This window comes from Modestobacter sp. VKM Ac-2979 (assembly GCF_026967995.1).
GTDB lineage: Bacteria > Actinomycetota > Actinomycetes > Mycobacteriales > Geodermatophilaceae > Modestobacter.
In genome coordinates this window covers 26,011-40,838 of sequence record NZ_JAPVBO010000004.1, presented here as the reverse complement: position 1 = coordinate 40,838, position 14,828 = coordinate 26,011, and the positions used below count along the sequence as shown (strand labels likewise).

Here is a 14,828-nt window from a genome sequence, read left to right as displayed (position 1 = left end):
GACGACCGGTGATCAGGTCAGGTGCTGCTACTCGACGGTGACGCTCTTGGCGAGGTTGCGCGGCTGGTCCACGTCCAGGCCGCGGGTGGCGGCGATCTCGCAGGACAGCACCTGCAGCGGCACGGTCGTCACCACCGGCGCGAGCAGGGTCGGGGTACGCGGCACCCGGATGAGGTGGTCGGCGTAGGGCAGCACGTCGTCATCGCCCTCCTCGGCGATCACGATGGTGCGGGCGCCCCGGGCGCGGACCTCCTGGATGTTGCTCACCACCTTGCCGTGCACCGACCCCCGGCTCAGCGGCGACGGGACGACGATCACCACCGGGGTGCCCTGGTCGATCAGCGCGATCGACCCGTGCTTCAGCTCGCCGGCGGCGAAGCCCTCGGCGTGGATGTAGGCGAGCTCCTTGAGCTTGAGCGCCCCCTCGAGGGCCACCGGGTAGCCGACGTGCCGACCGAGGAACAGGATCGTGTTCGCGGTGGCCAGGTCCCGGGCGAGCTCCCGGACCGGTTCCATCGCGGCCAGCACCTCGGTCACCTGCGCCGGCAGCGCCCGCAGGTCCTCGACGATGGCGGCGACCTCGTCGGCGTACTTGACCCCGCGCACCTGGGCCAGGAAGAGCCCCACCAGGTAGCAGGCCACGACCTGCGTCAGGAAGCCCTTGGTCGAGGCGACGGCGACCTCCGGGCCGGCGTGGGTGTACAGGACGGCGTCGGACTCCCGTGGGATGGTCGACCCGTTGGCGTTGCAGATCGCCAGGACCTTGGCCTTCTGCTGCCGCGCGTGCCGCAGCGCCATGAGGGTGTCCATCGTCTCGCCGGACTGGCTGATGACCACGACCAGCGTGCTCCGGTCCAGCACCGGGTCGCGGTAGCGGAACTCGCTGGCCAGCTCGACCTCGACCGGGACGCGGGTCCAGTGCTCGATCGCGTACTTGGCGATCAGGCCGGCGTGGTAGGCCGTCCCGCAGGCGACGACGAAGACCTTGTCGACGTCGCGCAGCTCCTGGTCGGAGAGCCGGACCTCGTCGAGCACCAGCTCGCCGGTCTCGCCGAGCCGGCCCAGCAGGGTGTTGGCCACCGCCTCGGGCTGCTCGGCGATCTCCTTGAGCATGAACCAGTCGTAGCCGCCCTTCTCCGCGGCCGCGGCGTCCCAGTCGACGGTGCGGGTCGCCGGCTCGACCACGGTGCCGGCGAAGTCGGTCACCGTGACCCCGTGCTCGCGGTCCAGGAGCACGACCTGGTCCTCTTCCACGTCCAGCGCCACGCGGGTGTGCCCGATGAACGCCGCCACGTCGGAGCCGAAGAAGTACTCCCCGTCGCCCACCCCGACCACCAGCGGGCTGTTGCGGCGCGAGGCGACCAGCCGGTCGGGCTCCGCGACGTGGGTGGCGACCAGGGTGAACGCGCCCTCCAGGCGCCGGCTCACCCGGCGCATGGCCTCGGCGAACCGATCCGGGCCCTCCGGCGTCTCCCGGTAGATCGCGGCGAGGAGGTGGGCGACGACCTCGGTGTCGGTCTCGGAGGAGAACTCGATCCCGGTGGCCTCGCACTCGGCGCGCAGCGGCGCGAAGTTCTCGATGATGCCGTTGTGGATCACCGCAACGGTGCCGTCGGCGGACACGTGCGGGTGTGCGTTGCGGTCGGTGGGCCCACCGTGTGTGGCCCAGCGAGTGTGGCCGATGCCGATGGTCGAGGCGGGCAGCGCCTCCTCGGCCAGCTCCTTCTCCAGGTTGGCGACCTTGCCCGCCTTCTTGGCGGTGGTCAGCCGGCCATCGGCCAGCACTGCCACCCCGGCTGAGTCATAGCCCCGGTACTCGAGTCGGCGCAGGCCCTCCAGGACGATCTCCAGGGAGTCCTGCGGGCCGACGTACCCCACGATGCCGCACATTCGACCGAGGGTACCGGCTCGTCCGCACTTCGCTGTGACGCCGCGGAAGCCGAGCCCCAGCTGTCCCACCGGACACTCGTACCGCCCGATCGGACACCGCGGGGCCCCGTTCCACCCGCTCGGGACACCCGCTCCCCGGCCGCCGACGACGGGTCAGCGCGTGGCGGCCACGACCTCCGCCAGCCGTGCAGCGACGGTGTCGGCCTGTTCCTGGGTCGGCGCCTCCACCATCACACGCACCAGCTGCTCGGTGCCCGACGGCCGCAGCAGCACCCGCCCGGAGTCGCCGAGCTCGGCCTCGACGGCATTGACCGCCCGTGCGACCTCGTCGCTCTCCGCCACCGCGAGCCGGTCGGTCACGGGGACGTTGACCAGGGTCTGCGGCAGCCGCTTGACGACCGAGGCCAGCTCGGCCAGGGAGGCGCCGGTGGCGCTCATCCGGGACATCAGGGCCAGGCCGGTGAGCAGCCCGTCGCCGGTGGTCGCCCAGTCCAGGAAGACCAGGTGGCCGCTCTGCTCGCCGCCGAGGGAGAGCCCCCGCGAGCGCAGCGCCTCCAGGACGTAGCGGTCACCCACGGCGGTCGTCTGCACGGAGATGCCGGCGGCCTGCATGGTGTGGTGGAAGCCGAGGTTGCTCATCACCGTGGCGACGACCGTCTGGTCGGTCAGGTTGCCGCTCTCGTGCAGCGCCAGTGCACAGATCGCCAGGATCGCGTCGCCGTCGACGACGTCGCCCTGCGCGGTCACCGCCAGGCAGCGGTCGGCGTCACCGTCGTGGGCGATGCCGATGTCCGCACCGTGCCGTGCGACGGCGTCGATCAACGGCCCCAGGTGGGTGGAGCCGATGCCGTCGTTGATGTTCCAGCCGTCGGGCTCGCCGCCTATGACGTGCACCTGCGCCCCGGCCCGGCGGTAGATCTCCGGCGCACAGCGGTAGGCGGCCCCGTGGGCGCAGTCGACGACGACGCGCAGGTCACGCAGGGGCTCGCGCAACGCGGAGAGCACGTGGGTGGTGTAGTCCTCAGCGGCGCCGGCCAGGTCTCGGACGCGGCCGATGCCCCCACCGGTCGGGCGGTGGTCGCCGCGGGGGTCGGCGTCGTCGGTGCCCATGACCCGCCGCTCGATGGCGGCCTCGACGGCGTCGGGCAGCTTGTGCCCACCGCGACTGAACAGCTTGATGCCGTTGTCGGGCATCGGGTTGTGGCTCGCCGAGAGCATCACGCCCAGGTCGGCGTCGGTGCGGCCGGTCAGGTGCGCGATCGCCGGCGTCGGCAGGACGCCGACGCGCAGCACCTCGGCGCCGGCGCTCGCCAGGCCGGCGACGACCGCGGCCTCGAGCATCTCCCCGCTGGCGCGGGGGTCACGGCCGACGACCGCGACGGGACGCGAGGTCCCGTCGCGGTCGGCGAGCACGCTGGCCGCGGCACGGGCCACCGAGAGCGCCAGTTCCGGCGTCAGCTCGGCGTTGGCCCGGCCGCGGACACCGTCGGTCCCGAAGAGCCGACCCACGGACGTACCGTCAGCGCTTCGAGTACTGAGGCGCCTTGCGGGCCTTCTTCAGGCCGTACTTCTTGCGCTCGGTGACCCGCGGGTCACGGGTGAGGAAGCCGGCCTTCTTCAGGGCCGGACGGTCCTCGGGCTCGATCTCGATGAGCGCGCGGGCGATCGCCAGGCGCAGCGCACCGGCCTGGCCGCTGACGCCGCCACCGTGCAGGATGCCGACGACGTCGTACTGCTCGTTCTTCTCCAGGATCACGAACGGCTCACGGATGAGCTGCTGGTGCACCTTGTTGGGGAAGTACTGCTCGATGGTGCGGCCGTTGAGCTTGAACTCACCGGTGCCGGGGAGCAGACGCACCCGGACGATGGCCTCCTTGCGGCGGCCGACGGTCTGGATGGGACGCCCGTCGGCGTCGGTCACGGTCAGTGCGCTGGTCACTGGGCCACCTGCTTGATCTCGTAGGTCTGGGGCTGCTGGGCGGCGTGCGGGTGCTCGGGCCCGGCGTAGACCTTGAGCTTGGAGAGCATCTGCCGGCCCAGCGTGTTGTGCGGCAGCATCCCCTTGACGGCGCGCTCGACGACGCGGTCGGGACGGGTCTTCAGCTCGTCGCCGACGTTGATCGTCCGCAGCCCACCCGGATAGCCGGAGTGGCGGTAGGCGACCTTGGTGTCGCGCTTGGAGCCGGTCAGGGCCACCTTGCCCGCGTTGACGATGACGACGAAGTCGCCGGCGTCGACGTGCGGCGCGAACTGGGGCTTGTGCTTGCCGCGGAGGAGGATCGCGGTCTGGCTGGCGAGTCGACCGAGCACCACGTCGGTGGCGTCGATGACGTGCCAGGCCCGGGTGATGTCACCGGGCTTGGGGCTGTACGTGCGCACGAGGCTCACTCGTCCTGTCGTCGTCGGGCGGGTGGCTGGTGGGATCGCCTCACCGAGGACGGGAGACTTGGGCGGACCCGATGACATCGGCGCCCCGGACGCGTGTGCACCAACCGGCATCACGCACCAACGGAAGACGATACCAGCGCCGGTTACGAACCCGGCTCCTGGCCTTCGATCTCGCGGAGCCGACCGCTCGCGACGTCGTAGACCGTGCCCCGCACCTCGGTGCTGAGCAGGTAGGGCGTCTCCTGGATGAGCCGCATCGACTCCCGGACGTCGGCGTCCACGTCGGTGAAGGTGCGCGCCACCCAGGGCGGCCGGTGCCCGGTGGTCCGCTCCACCAGGTCGGCGACCTCCTGGTCGGTGGCCTTGTTGAGCCCGCAGTCGGTGTGGTGGACCAGCACGACCGCACGGGTGCCGAGCACGTGCTGGGAGATGGCGAGCGACCGGAGGGTGTCCTCGGTGACCACGCCACCGGCATTGCGGATGACGTGCGCGTCACCGACGGCGAGGCCCAGCATGCCGAACAGCGGCATCCGGGAGTCCATGCAGGCGACGACGGCGACCTTGCGGTCCGGCGCGACCGGGAGGTCGCCGGGGAACTCACCCAGCCACTCCTCGTTCGCCGCCAGCATCCGGTCGATCTCGGTCACCCTGCGCCACCTCTCGTCCGCCGCTGCGTCCCGGCAACGCTAGCGCGGCGCGTCAGCGGCCCGTACCGCCGCGCTCCCGGCACTCCACGGCGAGGCGCGTGACCTCCTCGGGGTCCAGCGCAGGTCGGCCGCCGAGCCTGCCCACGGTCAGGGCCGCCGCGGCTCCCGCCTGCCAGGCGGCCGTCCCCGGGTCGGCGCCACGCAGCAGCGCGACGGTGAACGCCGCCACCACGCTGTCCCCGGCGCCCGTCGGGTCGACCGGGTCCTCGCCGAGCAGCGGCACCAGCTCCTCGCGCACCCGGCCGCCGGGCTCCCGCCACACCGTGAGGTCGCCGTCCTCCCCGGCCGCCAGGCAGACCACCCGGGGGCCGGCTGCGCACAACTGGCGGGCTGCGGCGCGCACGTCACCCAGCCCGTCCAGCTCGCCGTCCACCCACAGCCCGGCCTCGACCAGGTCGGCCCGCAGGACCCGCACCTGACCCAGCAGCGCCTCCCGGGTCTCCGGGTCCGGCGGGGCACCGTCGGCGACCGTCAACGCGTCCCGCGGAGCCCGCGCCAGGGCGGCGCGGACGGCGACGCCCGGCTGCTGCAGCTGCAGCACGACGGCGGACGCCCGCGCGAACGACCGGGCAGCCGCGTCGACGTCGGCAGCGGTCAGCAGGGTCGGCTCCGGGACGTCCTCCAGCAGCCGCCGCGTGCCACCGGCCTCCACCAGGTCGACCAGCAGCGCGGTCTCGGCGCCCCGGCGGCGGACCACCCCGGAGACCCACAGGCCGTCGCTGACCGCCTGGGCCAGGACCAGGTCGCCGGGCGGGTCGTCGCCGAGCACCCCGACCAGGGCAACCGGCCAGCCCAGCTGCGCCATCGCGACGGCCTGGTTCGCCCCCTTCCCACCCAGCAGCTCCCGGCGGCGGCGGACGTCGGCGCTCCGTCCACCGCGCGGCAACCGGTCCACCTCCAGCACGAGGTCGCGACCCACCTGGCCGACGACGACCGCGGGACCCTCCGGAACTGGCACGCTTCCTCCTCATCGGCTCACGTCCCACCGACTCCGGCCCGCCGCGCGGCGTCGGTCACCGTCCCAGCCTGCCCGCTCACGCTGCGTCGTGCGATCACCGGCTGCGCACGACCGGTCCCGGCCCGCGCCGCCACCCGCTGGAGCGGCATCGGTGAGGATGGGCCCGTGCGCACGGTCGAGGAACACCAGGCAGCGGTCGCCGGGCTGCTCGCCCCGCTGCCGGTCGAGGACGTCCCGCTCGCCGCGGCCGCCGGACGGGTGCTCGCCCGTGACCTGACCGCGCGGGTGGCCCTGCCGGGCTTCGACAACTCCGCCATGGACGGCTACGCCGCACGGCACGCCGAGGTGGGGGCGGCCACCGCCGAGGCCCCCGTCCAGCTGCCCGTCGCCGCCGACCTGCCGGCCGGGCGCACCGACGTGCCACCGCTGCTGCCGGGCACGGTGCACCGCATCATGACCGGCGCCCCGGTGCCGGACGGTGCGGACGTGATCGTCCCGGTCGAGCGCACCGACGCCGGCACCGACGTCGTCACCATCACCTCCGCCCCCTCGGCCGGCACCCATCTGCGGCACGCCGGTGAGGACATCCGGGCCGGCGAACTGGCCATGCCCGCCGGCACCGCGCTCGGCGCGGCCCAGCTGGGGCTCGCGGCCGCGGTCGGGTACGACACCGTGCCGGTGCGGCGCCGCCCCCGGGTCCTGGTGCTCTCCACCGGCAGCGAGCTGGTCGAACCGGGCCGCCCGCTGCTGCCGGGCCAGATCTACGAGTCCAACTCGGTGCTGCTGGCCGCCGCCGTCACCGAGGCCGGTGGCCAGGCGCGCACGCTGCACTTCGTGCCCGACGACGTCGAGCAGTTCCTCGCCACGGTCCGCGCCGAGCTACCGGACGCCGACCTGCTGGTCACCAGCGGCGGGGTCAGCGCCGGTGCGTACGAGGTGGTCAAGGACGCCTTCGCCGGGCTGGGCACGGTCGAGTTCGGCAAGGTCGCCATGCAGCCGGGCGGTCCGCAGGGCGCCGGCACCGTCGACGGCGTCCCGGTCATCACGCTGCCCGGCAACCCGGTGAGCTCCTTCGTCTCCTTCGAGGTGTTCGTCCGGCCCGCCCTGCGCCGCGCGCTCGGCCACGCCTCCCCCGACCGGCTGCGCACCACCGCCCGGCTCACCGCCCCGCTGCGCTCCCCCGCCCGCCGCCGGCAGTTCCTGCGCGGGCGGTTCGACGGGGAGGTCGTCGACCAGGTCGGCGGGCCCGGCTCACACCTGGTCGCCCACCTCGCCCGCGCCAACTGCCTCGTCGTCGTCCCCGAGGACGTCACCGACCTGCCCGCGGGCGCCCAGGTCACCGTCGTCCTGATCGAAGGAGCACTCCAGTGACCACCTCACCCGAGGGCCCGGCACGACTCACCCACGTCGACGAGTCCGGCGCCGCACGGATGGTCGACGTGACCGCCAAGCCGGTCACCGCACGGGTCGCCACCGCCGCCGGCCGGGTGCTGGTCAGCCCCGAGGTGGTCGCGCTGCTGCGCGGCACGGGCGTGCCCAAGGGCGACGCCATCGCGGTGGCCCGGATCGCCGGGATCGCCGGGGCCAAGCGCACCCCCGACCTGATCCCGCTGTGCCACCCGATCGCCCTGCACGGCGTGACGGTCGACCTCGACGTCACCGACGACGCCGTGGAGATCACCGCCACCGCCCGCACCGCCGACCGCACCGGCGTGGAGATGGAGGCGCTCACCTCCGTCGCCGTGGCCGGGCTCACCGTCATCGACATGGTGAAGGCGGTCGACCCGCGCGCCTGCATCACCGACGTCCGGCTGCTCGCCAAGTCCGGCGGCAAGAAGGGCGACTGGACCCGATGAGCGCCGACCTGCCGGCCGACGCCCGGGCCGTCGTGCTCACCGCCTCCAACCGCGCCTCGGCCGGGGTCTACGAGGACCGCTCCGGTGAGGTGCTCGCCGAGGGGCTGCGCGGGCTCGGCTTCACCGTCGAGGGTCCGCACGTGCGCCCGGACGACGTCGCGGCGCTGACCGAGGTGCTGCGGGAGGCCGTGGCGGGCGGGGCCGACGTCGTCCTGACCACCGGCGGCACCGGGCTCTCCCCCACCGACGTCACGCCGGAGGCCACCCGCACGGTGCTGGAGCGCGAGGCCCCCGGCATCGCCGAGGCGGTGCGCCGGTACGGGGAGGGCAAGGTGCCCACCTCCGTGCTGTCCCGCGGCGTCGCCGGCACCGCCGGGCGCACCCTGATCGTCAACCTGCCCGGCTCCACCGGCGGCGTCCGGGACGGTCTCGCTGTGCTGGGCCCGCTGCTGCCGCACGTGGTCAGCCAGCTCCGCGGTGGCGACCATGCTCCTGGCGACGCTGCCGCGTCGCAGCGCGGCCAGGAGCCGTCCCCCAGCTGAACTGAGCCGTTTCCCGCGATCGCAGCGGGAGCCTCCGGCCCCGCGCTGCGCTCCCGGACCGTCCTCCGGACGGGGGTCCGTACTCGTGCCCGGCTCCGTTCGTGCCCGGCTGGTCGGTGCTCGTGCCCGGCCTGGTCCGTCCCGACTGCGTCCGTGCGCGGCGCTGTGTGCCTAGTCGGGCAGGACCAGGCGTTCGGGGTGGGTGTAGACGTTGCAGCCGTCGCCGCGGAGGAAGCCGATCAGGGTGATGCCGACCTCCTGGGCCAGCTCGACCGCCAGCGAGCTGGGCGCCGACACCGCGGCCAGCACCGGCACGGCGGCCATCGCCGCCTTCTGGGTCAGCTCGAAGGAGGAGCGGCCGCTGACCATCAGCACGTGCCCGGCCAGCGGCACCCGGCCCTCCCGCACCGCATCGCCGACCACCTTGTCCACGGCGTTGTGCCGGCCGACGTCCTCGCGCAGCGCCACCAGCTCGCCGCCGGCGGAGAACAACCCGGCCGCGTGCAGCCCGCCGGTCTTGTCGAACACCTGCTGGGCGGCGCGCAGCCGGTCCGGCAGCGCCAGCAGCGTCGCGAGGGTCAGCCGGGTGTCGTCGGCAGCGACGTCGTAGGCGGTCTTCGTGCGGATGGCGTCGATGCTGGCCTTACCGCAGACGCCGCAGGAACTGGTCGTGTAGAAGTTCCGGTCCAGCGCGGTGTCCGGGGCCTGCACACCGGGCGCCAGGTCGACGTCCACGACGTTGTAGGTGTTGCGGCCCTCGTCGTCGACGGAGTTGCAGTACCGCAGCCCGGCGATGTCGGCCGCCGAGGCGATCACGCCCTCGGTGGTCAGGAAGCCGTGCACCAGGTCGAAGTCGTCGCCCGGGGTCCGCATCGTCACCGCCAGCGGCGTGCCGCCGAGCCGGATCTCCAGGGGCTCCTCGGAGGCGACCGTGTCGGGCCGTCGAGTGTGCACGGCGCCGCGGATGCGCAGCACCGGGGTGCGGCTGGTGACTCGTCCCACGCGGCTGACGGTACTCACCGGTCGCGCCCTACCGTTCCGGGCATGACCTCGCTCCCGCGCTTCGCGGCCGTCGTGCTGGCCGGCGGCCGGGCAGCCCGGCTCGGCGGGCAGCCCAAGCCGCAGCTCGACGTCGGCGGGCGCACGATGCTCGCCACCGTCGTGGACGCCGCCCGGGACGCCGATCCGGTCGTCGTCGTCGGGCCCCCACAGCCCGTGCCCGAGGGCGTCGTGCTCGTCCGGGAGGTGCCTCCGGGCGGGGGGCCGGTCCCGGCGCTCGCTGCCGGGCTCGCCGCGGTCGGCGACGCCGAGGTGGTCGCCGTCCTCGCCGCCGACCTGCCCTTCCTCACCCATGACCTGGTGACCGCACTGCGCCGGCGACTCGTCGACGACGGCGTGCTGGTCGTCGACGACACCGGCCGTGACCAGCTCCTCCTGGGCGTCTGGCGGACGGCGGCACTCCGCGACGCCGTCCGTGACCCGCGCCCGCACACGCCCCTGCGGACCGTGCTGTCCGCGCTGTCCGTCAGCCGCCACCGGCCGGCCGCACTGCCCGGCCGACCGGCGCCGTGGACCGACTGCGACACCCCCGCCGACCTCGACCGAGCCCGATCCGCGCCCGGGCGGGAGTGAGCCGTTCCCCACGCGCCCGACCTGCGTGCGGACCACCCGCGCCGGGTAGGGCCGCACCATGCGCGTCGTCACAGCAGGAGCCCACGGGAAGATCGCCCGCCGCCTCGGCCGGTTGCTGAGCCAGCGGGGGGACACCGCCGTCGGCATCGTCCGCAACCCCGACCACCAGGCCGACCTGGAGTCCGATGGGGTCCAGCCGGTGGTGCTGGACCTGGAGCAGGCCTCGGTGGAGGAGCTCGCCGCCGTCGTCGCCGACGCCGATGCCGTGGTGTTCGCCGCCGGCGGTGGCCCGGACAGCGGCATCGCGCGCAAGGACTCCGTCGACCGCGGCGCCGCCGTGCTGCTGGCCGAGGCAGCGGTCGCGGCCGGCGTGCGTCCCTACCTGCTGGTCTCCTCGATCGGTGTCGAGATGGTGGCCGGGGACAGCGCCCCCGAGGACATGGACGAGGTGTTCGTCGCCTACCTGCGGGCCAAGCTGGCCGCGGAGGAGCACGTGCTGTCCCGCGAGGGCCTGTCCCCCATGGTGATCCGCCCGGGGAGCCTCACCGACGACCCCGGCACCGGACGCGTCCGGCTCGAGCACACCACGGACCGCGGCGAGGTCCCCCGCGACGACGTCGCCGCCGTGCTGCTGGCCCTGCTCGACGACCCGAAGGACGGCGCCGTGGTCGAGCTGCTCTCCGGCGACACCCCGGTCACCGAGGCCGTCGCCGCCCTCCCCTGACGTCCTGACGACGGACGGCCTCGCGGGCGCGGCAGCCGCCGGTCAGCTGCGCTTCGCCCGGGTGACCAGTGCCCGGGCCGCGAGGCCGGCGTCGTCCGGGTAGTCGACCCGCAGCAACGTCAGACCGCCGGCCGGCGCGACCGGCACGTCGTTGGCCCGGTCACTGCGGGCGAGCAGGGACGCCGGCCACTCCGCCGGCCGGCGGCCCTCGCCCACGGCGCCCAGTGCACCGACCAGGCTGCGGACCATCGAGTGGCAGAAGGCGTCGGCGGACGCCCGGATCTCCACCAGGTCGCCGTCCCGCTCCACGTCCAGGGCGAGCAGGGTCCGGATCGTGGTCGCTCCCTCACGTCGCCGGCAGAAGGCGGCGAAGTCCTGCTGTCCGAGCAGCAGGCGCGCCGCCGTCTGCATCGCGCCGACGTCCAACCGGCGCGGCCAGCCGACCGTGTCGGCCCGGCGCAGCGGCGGTGGGCCGGCGTCGGCATCGGTGAGGCGGTACGCGTAGTGCCGGGCCAGCGCGGAGAACCGGGCGTCGAAGTCGGCTGTGACCGCCTCCACCGAGGGGACGGCGATGTCCGGCGACAAGACGCCCCGCAGCCGGCGCAACAGCCGGTCCTGGTGGGCGGTGAAGAGGTCCGCGGGCAGGTCGGCGTGCGCCACCTGCCCGGTGGCGTGCACGCCGGCGTCCGTGCGGCCCGCGACCGTCAGGTCCACGTCCACCCGCAGCACCGTGGCCAGCGCCAGTTCCAGCTCGCCCTGGACGGTGCGCAGACCGGGCTGGCGGGCCCAGCCGTGCAGCGCCGTCCCGTCGTAGGAGATGCCCAGCCGGACGCGGACGAGCCCGCCACCGACATCGGTGGCGGGCTCGTCAGCGCGCACGTGCATCGAGTGAGACCGTCGGGACGGTCTCAGCTCACTTCGGGTCGGTGGCGGGCTCGCCACCGGGGGCCTGCCGGCCCGCGGTCGCCGCGTCGCCGATCTCGGCGGCCTCGACCTCGGCGGCGGCCGCAGCGGCCACGTCGGGGCTCAGCGCCGGGTCGTCGACGACGGCCAGGTTCTCCGACGTCGGCTCCGGGGTGACGTCGCCGTCGTCCTGACGCTCGCCGTCGGGCACGAACACGTCGGTGACGACCTCTTCCGCCTCGGCGGACTGGTCGGTGTCGGCCTCGGTGGCGTCGGCGGTGACCTCACCGGCGGCCGCGGACGCACCGGCACCGGCACCGGCAGCGAACCGGGTGCCGCGGGCGCGCTCGGCCTCGCCGACGGCCTGCTGCGCCACCGTCTGGCCCTCGACCAGCTCGATGATCGCCATCGGCGCGTTGTCGCCCTTGCGGGGACCGACCTTGACGATGCGCGTGTAGCCACCGGGACGGTCAGCGAAGCGCGGGCCGATCTCGGCGAACAGGTGGTGCACGACGTCCTTGTCCCGGATCGTCGTCAGCACCTGCCGACGGGCGTGCAGGTCACCGCGCTTGGCGAAGGTGACCAGCTTCTCGGCCAGCGGCCGGAGCCGCTTGGCCTTGGCCTCGGTGGTGGTGATCCGCCCGTGCTCGAACAGCGAGGTGGCCATGTTGGCCAGCATCAGCCGCTCGTGCGCGGGGGAGCCGCCGAGACGGGGGCCCTTGGTGGGGGTGGGCATGTCGGTCCTTCCTCAGGCGGCCGGGCGGGGCGTGTGCCGGCTGCGTCGTCCACATCGCAGTGCTGCGTGCTGCTGGGCCACCGTGGGGATGGCCGTGCTCAGTGCTCGGTGCGGGGCTCGGCCGGCAGGGTCTCCCCCACCGGCCGCGCCCCGGATCATGAACAGCCTGTCAGAGCTGCTCGGTCTCCTGGTAGGTGCCCTCGTCGAAGGTGGCGGGGTCACCGAAGGCTGCGTCGCCCTGGTAGGCGTCGGTCTCGTAGCCCTCGTCGTAGCTCTCCACCGAGGAGGGGACGAACCCGGGAGGGCTGTCCTTGAGAGCCAGGCCCATCGCGGCCAGCTTGAGCTTGACCTCGTCGATCGACTTCGCGCCGAAGTTGCGGATGTCGAGCAGGTCAGCCTCGGAGCGGGTGACGAGCTCACCGACGGTGTGCACGCCCTCGCGCTTGAGGCAGTTGTAGGACCGCACCGTGAGGTCCATGTCCTCGATGGGCATCGAGAAGTTCGCGATGTCGGCGGCCTCGGCCGGGCTGGGCCCGACCTCGATGCCCTCGGCGTCGACGTTCAGCTCGCGCAGCAGGCCGAACAGCTCGACCAGGGTCGAGCCGGCGCTGGCGATCGCGTCGCGGGGCTCCATCGACGGCTTGGTCTCGACGTCGACCACGAGCCGGTCGAAGTCGGTGCGCTGCTCGACACGGGTGGCCTCGACCGCGTAGGTCACCTTCAGCACCGGCGAGTAGATGGAGTCGACGGGGATGCGGCCGATCTCCTGGCCGGGCTGCTTGTTCTGCGTGGCCGGCACGTAGCCGCGACCGCGCTCGACGACCAGCTCGATCTCCAGCCGGCCCTTCGCGTTCAGGGTGGCGATGTGCAGGTCGGGGTTGTGCACCTCGACGCCGGCCGGCGGGGCGATGTCCGCCGCCGTGACCTCACCGGGACCCTGCTTGCGCAGGTACATGGTCACCGGCTCGTCGGAGTCGGAGCTGACCACGAGGCCCTTGAGGTTCAGGATGATCTCGGTGACGTCCTCCTTGACCCCCGGCACGGTGGTGAACTCGTGCAGGGTGCCCTCGATCCGGATGCTGGTGACAGCAGCGCCGGGGATCGAGGACAGCAGGGTGCGACGCAGCGAGTTGCCGAGGGTGTAACCGAAACCCGGCTCGAGCGGCTCGATGACGAACCGTGAGCGCTGGGCGTCGATGGTCTCCTCGGCGAGGGTCGGACGCTGTGCGATGAGCATGGTTCTCCTTCAGATCCTCCGGCACCCGCCATATGACGCCGTGAGGGGGTGGTGCCGGCGGGACGGACATCGGTCCGCCCGTCCCGCCGTCGTGCTGGTCCTGCAGTCGTGCTGTCCTACCGGCCGATCACTTCGAGTAGAGCTCGACGATCAGCTGCTCCTGGACCGGGGTGTCGATCACCTGGCGCGCCGGGATGTTGTGGACCAACACCTTCAGCTGCGAGGAGATGACCTCCAGCCACGGCGGCACGGGACGAGAGCCGGCCTTGGCCTGGGCGAGCTGGAACGGCACCATCTCGGCGGACTTCGCAGCCACCTCGAGGATGTCGTTGGCGCTCACCCGGTAGGACGGGATGTCGACCTTGCGACCGTTGACCTTGATGTGACCGTGGCGCACCAGCTGGCGGGCCATGTCACGGGACTCGGCGAAGCCGGCCCGGTAGACCACGTTGTCGAGGCGGGACTCGAGGATCTGCAGCAGGACCTCACCGGTCTTGCCCGACTTCTTGTTCGCCTCTTCGTAGTAACCGCGGAACTGCTTCTCCAGCACGCCGTAGATGCGGCGGGCCTTCTGCTTCTCGCGGAGCTGGAGCAGGTACTCGCTGTCCTTGCTCCGGCCGCGACCGTGCTCGCCCGGCGGGTAGGGCCGGATCTCGATCGGGCACTTCGCGGACTCGCACTTGCTGCCCTTGAGGAACAGCTTCATCTTCTCGCGCCTGCACAAACGGCAGTCGGCTCCGGTGTAACGGGCCACGTCAGGTACTCCTAGTTCGTCTCGTCAGTGACCGGTCAGACCCGGCGGCGCTTCTTGGGGCGGCAGCCGTTGTGCGGCTGAGGCGTCACGTCCTGGATCTGACCCACTTCGAGGCCGGTGGCCTGCAGCGAGCGGATCGCGGTCTCCCGACCGGAGCCCGGGCCCTTCACGAAGACGTCGACCTTGCGCATGCCGTGCTCCTGCGCCTTGCGTGCGGCGTTCTCCGCAGCCATCTGCGCCGCGAACGGCGTGGACTTGCGGGAGCCCTTGAAACCGACGTGCCCGGCCGAGGCCCAGCTGATCACGTTGCCCGTGGGGTCGGTGATCGACACGATCGTGTTGTTGAAGGTGCTCTTGATGTGCGCCGCACCATGGGCGACGTTCTTCTTCTCCTTGCGGCGCACCTTCTTGGTGCCAGCTGCCGCGCGAGCCCTGGGAGGCATCTCTCTCCGGTCTGAGTCTGTGTTCGTGGCCTGGTCGCCCACCCGGTCCTAGCCGAGG

Annotated in this window: 17 protein-coding genes; 5 read left to right on the top strand and 12 right to left on the bottom strand. The window is 73.2% G+C overall.

The genetic code is table 11. The features are described from left to right. Nucleotides 1-27: 27 nt before the first annotated feature. The 6 genes from glmS to O2W15_RS12275 all read right to left on the bottom strand — a co-directional run bounded on the left by glmS (nucleotide 28) and on the right by O2W15_RS12275 (nucleotide 5,943). A complete protein-coding gene (gene glmS, locus O2W15_RS12300; RefSeq protein ID WP_269179620.1) occupies nucleotides 28-1,890 on the bottom strand; it encodes a glutamine--fructose-6-phosphate transaminase (isomerizing) in 1,863 nt (620 codons plus the stop codon). Between the two features lie 153 nt (nucleotides 1,891-2,043). Further along, nucleotides 2,044-3,399 (bottom strand): phosphoglucosamine mutase, encoded by a 1,356-nt coding sequence (glmM, locus tag O2W15_RS12295; protein ID WP_269179619.1) that lies wholly within the window; start codon nucleotides 3,397-3,399, stop codon nucleotides 2,044-2,046. A gap of 10 nt (nucleotides 3,400-3,409) precedes the next feature. Next, complete coding sequence (gene rpsI, locus O2W15_RS12290; protein ID WP_164699893.1) at nucleotides 3,410-3,829, bottom strand: 30S ribosomal protein S9; 420 nt, start codon at nucleotides 3,827-3,829, stop codon at nucleotides 3,410-3,412. Further along, nucleotides 3,826-4,269: a 50S ribosomal protein L13 gene (gene rplM / locus O2W15_RS12285; RefSeq protein WP_269159179.1), complete on the bottom strand. Its 444-nt coding sequence runs from the start codon at nucleotides 4,267-4,269 to the stop codon at nucleotides 3,826-3,828. Before rplM ends, rpsI begins: the two co-directional genes overlap by 4 nt. Nucleotides 4,270-4,421: 152 nt before the next feature. Beyond that, nucleotides 4,422-4,925 (bottom strand): beta-class carbonic anhydrase, encoded by a 504-nt coding sequence (locus O2W15_RS12280; RefSeq protein ID WP_269162949.1) that lies wholly within the window; start codon nucleotides 4,923-4,925, stop codon nucleotides 4,422-4,424. A 52-nt stretch (nucleotides 4,926-4,977) separates the two neighbouring features. Then, entirely contained in the window at nucleotides 4,978-5,943 is a 966-nt protein-coding gene (locus O2W15_RS12275) for a PfkB family carbohydrate kinase (protein ID WP_269179618.1), read from the bottom strand. A 165-nt stretch (nucleotides 5,944-6,108) separates the two neighbouring features. Between O2W15_RS12275 and moeA the strand changes: the two genes are divergently transcribed. The 3 genes from moeA to O2W15_RS12260 are packed head-to-tail and all read left to right on the top strand — an operon-like array spanning nucleotide 6,109 to nucleotide 8,341. Then, nucleotides 6,109-7,314: a molybdopterin molybdotransferase MoeA gene (moeA, locus tag O2W15_RS12270; RefSeq protein WP_269179617.1), complete on the top strand. Its 1,206-nt coding sequence runs from the start codon at nucleotides 6,109-6,111 to the stop codon at nucleotides 7,312-7,314. Next, nucleotides 7,311-7,799, top strand: a complete 489-nt coding sequence (moaC, locus tag O2W15_RS12265; RefSeq protein ID WP_036334311.1) for a cyclic pyranopterin monophosphate synthase MoaC — start codon at nucleotides 7,311-7,313, stop codon at nucleotides 7,797-7,799. Before moeA ends, moaC begins: the two co-directional genes overlap by 4 nt. Further along, nucleotides 7,796-8,341, top strand: coding sequence for a MogA/MoaB family molybdenum cofactor biosynthesis protein (locus O2W15_RS12260; RefSeq protein ID WP_269179616.1), 546 nt, complete (start codon nucleotides 7,796-7,798; stop codon nucleotides 8,339-8,341). Before moaC ends, O2W15_RS12260 begins: the two co-directional genes overlap by 4 nt. Nucleotides 8,342-8,512: 171 nt before the next feature. Here the strand turns inward: O2W15_RS12260 and fdhD are convergent, their stop codons facing one another. Beyond that, nucleotides 8,513-9,343 (bottom strand): formate dehydrogenase accessory sulfurtransferase FdhD, encoded by an 831-nt coding sequence (gene fdhD / locus O2W15_RS12255; RefSeq protein ID WP_164699897.1) that lies wholly within the window; start codon nucleotides 9,341-9,343, stop codon nucleotides 8,513-8,515. Between the two features lie 42 nt (nucleotides 9,344-9,385). Between fdhD and mobA the strand changes: the two genes are divergently transcribed. Both mobA and O2W15_RS12245 read left to right on the top strand, forming a co-directional pair. Next, the gene (mobA, locus tag O2W15_RS12250; RefSeq protein WP_269179615.1) at nucleotides 9,386-9,973 is read left to right on the top strand and encodes a molybdenum cofactor guanylyltransferase; all 588 of its coding nucleotides are present in this window, start codon (nucleotides 9,386-9,388) and stop codon (nucleotides 9,971-9,973) included. Nucleotides 9,974-10,031: 58 nt separating this feature from the next. After that, nucleotides 10,032-10,697, top strand: coding sequence for an NAD(P)H-binding protein (locus O2W15_RS12245; RefSeq protein ID WP_269179614.1), 666 nt, complete (start codon nucleotides 10,032-10,034; stop codon nucleotides 10,695-10,697). Between the two features lie 42 nt (nucleotides 10,698-10,739). On the opposite strand, the gene truA is transcribed toward O2W15_RS12245, so the two are convergent. From truA to rpsK, 5 genes are all read right to left on the bottom strand, one after another. After that, the gene (gene truA, locus O2W15_RS12240) at nucleotides 10,740-11,582 is read right to left on the bottom strand and encodes a tRNA pseudouridine(38-40) synthase TruA (protein WP_269179613.1); all 843 of its coding nucleotides are present in this window, start codon (nucleotides 11,580-11,582) and stop codon (nucleotides 10,740-10,742) included. Nucleotides 11,583-11,610: 28 nt separating this feature from the next. After that, the gene (gene rplQ, locus O2W15_RS24055) at nucleotides 11,611-12,336 is read right to left on the bottom strand and encodes a 50S ribosomal protein L17 (RefSeq protein WP_442928850.1); all 726 of its coding nucleotides are present in this window, start codon (nucleotides 12,334-12,336) and stop codon (nucleotides 11,611-11,613) included. 169 nt (nucleotides 12,337-12,505) lie between these two features. Continuing rightward, nucleotides 12,506-13,573 (bottom strand): DNA-directed RNA polymerase subunit alpha, encoded by a 1,068-nt coding sequence (locus O2W15_RS12230; RefSeq protein ID WP_269162941.1) that lies wholly within the window; start codon nucleotides 13,571-13,573, stop codon nucleotides 12,506-12,508. 127 nt (nucleotides 13,574-13,700) lie between these two features. After that, the gene (gene rpsD / locus O2W15_RS12225; protein ID WP_036334300.1) at nucleotides 13,701-14,327 is read right to left on the bottom strand and encodes a 30S ribosomal protein S4; all 627 of its coding nucleotides are present in this window, start codon (nucleotides 14,325-14,327) and stop codon (nucleotides 13,701-13,703) included. Between the two features lie 35 nt (nucleotides 14,328-14,362). Beyond that, entirely contained in the window at nucleotides 14,363-14,770 is a 408-nt protein-coding gene (rpsK, locus tag O2W15_RS12220; protein ID WP_026844840.1) for a 30S ribosomal protein S11, read from the bottom strand. Between the last annotated feature and the right edge of the window lie 58 nt (nucleotides 14,771-14,828).

Excerpts from the sequence above, each read along its gene's own strand:
- glmS (WP_269179620.1), bottom strand. The coding sequence starts at position 1,890 with ATGTGCGGCATCGTGGGGTACGTCGGCCCGCAGGACTCCCTGGAGATC.
- O2W15_RS12245 (WP_269179614.1), top strand. The coding sequence starts at position 10,032 with ATGCGCGTCGTCACAGCAGGAGCCCACGGGAAGATCGCCCGCCGCCTC.
- O2W15_RS12260 (WP_269179616.1), top strand. The coding sequence starts at position 7,796 with ATGAGCGCCGACCTGCCGGCCGACGCCCGGGCCGTCGTGCTCACCGCC.
- O2W15_RS12230 (WP_269162941.1), bottom strand. The coding sequence starts at position 13,573 with ATGCTCATCGCACAGCGTCCGACCCTCGCCGAGGAGACCATCGACGCC.
- rplQ (WP_442928850.1), bottom strand. The coding sequence starts at position 12,336 with ATGCCCACCCCCACCAAGGGCCCCCGTCTCGGCGGCTCCCCCGCGCAC.
- truA (WP_269179613.1), bottom strand. The coding sequence starts at position 11,582 with ATGCACGTGCGCGCTGACGAGCCCGCCACCGATGTCGGTGGCGGGCTC.
- rpsK (WP_026844840.1), bottom strand. The coding sequence starts at position 14,770 with ATGCCTCCCAGGGCTCGCGCGGCAGCTGGCACCAAGAAGGTGCGCCGC.
- mobA (WP_269179615.1), top strand. The coding sequence starts at position 9,386 with ATGACCTCGCTCCCGCGCTTCGCGGCCGTCGTGCTGGCCGGCGGCCGG.